We start from the raw sequence: 1812 nt of genomic DNA on the forward strand, positions 1-1812 counted from the left end.
GACGCGTCGCCCTTCACCTTGTTGTTGCCGGAGATCTGGTCGACGTCGGGGTCGTTGGCGAGCGCCTCGACCTGGCCGGGCGTGCCTTCGAGCGCCACGCCGTTCGCGAGCTGTTTCTTGACGCGCAGGCCGTACCGAGCCACCAGATCCTGAGCCTTGGCCCTGCTCTCGACAATCACCTGCATCAAGGTGCTCGAGGGAGCCGCCAGCTCGAAGGCCACATCTTTGGACAGCCTCGCCCGGTGCTGCTGCGCCGTGCCAGGCGCCGGCGCCGCCAGCGCCAGCATCGCGGTCAGTACCGCCGTCAGCGTCCATCGGTTGAGTGTTTGCGTGCCCTTCATAATGCCTCCGTGGGTGGCCCCCCACATGTCCCGTTGCCGTGACCGCTTTGAGTGACCCTGTCTAGAACCGTTCGAGCCAGTGCGACCTGATCGACTCCATCAGTATCCGCTGCGAACCCATGGGCGTGCGGAGCGTGTGGAGCCGGCCGTCGCGAATCCAGTAGTAGAGAGTGCGGCGCGAGATCCCCAGCATCTGGCCTGCCTGCACGAGCGAGACGCTCCGGGCGGCACCAGGAACAAAGGGATCAAAATCGTCGCCGTGCATGGTCATTCCTCCACCTCCACGCCTTTCCCCTAGCGAAAGCCATGCCACATGAGGGTGTGGTCGAAGGATTCGTGCAGTTTTATGGAAGTGTATGAAAATGAGGCAGTTAGCGGGGCGCGTCTTGGGCAGGGAGAATCGGACCTAACTCGCCACCGGCCAATCGGTTGGCCGGTCGGCCAAGGGGTTGGCCCGGGGTCGGGCGCCCCGTTGCACGGTATTCTGAGACACGGCGTCTGGCGGGCGGTGGCCCGGGCGGACCGGGCTGCCACGCCGGGCGGATACAAGGGGTGTGCGGATGGGGTCCGTGCGCGCACAGGTGCGGGTAGGGGCCACGACAAAACCGTCGGTCCGCCCTCGAAAGCGTGGGTGGGATTTGGGAACGACGGCCGTGGCGGCGGGTGCCGACTCACCGGCCCCGTGCGACACACTGATCGCGCCGCGCCGCCGCGTCCGCGAGATTCTCTTTGGTGCAGGCCGAACGATACGTGGCCCGGCAGCCCTCCGTGCAACTGTTTTGGAGATGCCGCCGTCGCGGTACAGCTTGCAGGTCTGTTCGTAACAGGCGGTGAAGGCCCTTTCGGCGGTCGGGCAGCCGTCGCTCCAGCTCGCGAGCCCCGAGTAATTCCAGTGGGTGTTGGCGCTGATCTGCCTGGCCTGCTCCTGATAGTCGGATTCGCATTTCGCGACAGCCTGCTGATTGGGCTGGGACTTGGTTGCGGGCGCTGGTGTCGCGGGTGTCGCGGGTGTCGACCCGCCCGCGGCCGGTTTCGACGCCGGCTTCGGATGTTCCTTCTCCCACTCCGCGACGATGTCTTCCACCGTCCTCGACTTCTTCGGCGGAGCCCGAAGCGCGCCAACGCGCGCCGTCATCCACTTGATCACCTTCTCGTTTGTCCAGATCTTCACATGCGCAGGAGTGATGTCGAGGAGACCAGAAGGGCGCCAGTTTACCTCCACATTCTCTGCGCCGGCCAGGTTGTGCGAGAGCGCCGACACACTGTCGGCAGGGTCGTAGAAGTTGGTCCAGTGCTGCACCACGCTGGGCCGCCCAGCGGCAACGTCGACGCCTAGCAGCCCGTGGTGAAAGTCGATCGATAGGCATTGGATAAGTTCTGGGGGGATCGACACGATCGATCGCCTGTACTACACTGTCGCATATGGCGATGGGCACCCGCGAAGCTGAGCAACCGCCCCTGTGGATCGCGA

Annotated in this window: 3 protein-coding genes; all 3 read right to left on the bottom strand. The window is 65.0% G+C overall.

The genetic code is table 11. From position 1 onward, the window contains the following. Positions 1-341: hypothetical protein (locus NT151_08895; GenBank protein MCX6539034.1), on the bottom strand; the 341-nt coding region annotated here is incomplete at its 3' end. Positions 342-402: 61 nt separating this feature from the next. Further along, the gene (locus tag NT151_08900; GenBank protein ID MCX6539035.1) at positions 403-612 is read right to left on the bottom strand and encodes a helix-turn-helix domain-containing protein; all 210 of its coding nucleotides are present in this window, start codon (positions 610-612) and stop codon (positions 403-405) included. A gap of 135 nt (positions 613-747) precedes the next feature. Further along, entirely contained in the window at positions 748-1641 is an 894-nt protein-coding gene (locus NT151_08905; protein ID MCX6539036.1) for a hypothetical protein, read from the bottom strand. Positions 1642-1812 lie beyond the last annotated feature (171 nt).

Source organism: Acidobacteriota bacterium, assembly GCA_026393675.1.
Classification (GTDB): Bacteria; Acidobacteriota; Vicinamibacteria; order Vicinamibacterales; family JAKQTR01; genus JBAXOX01.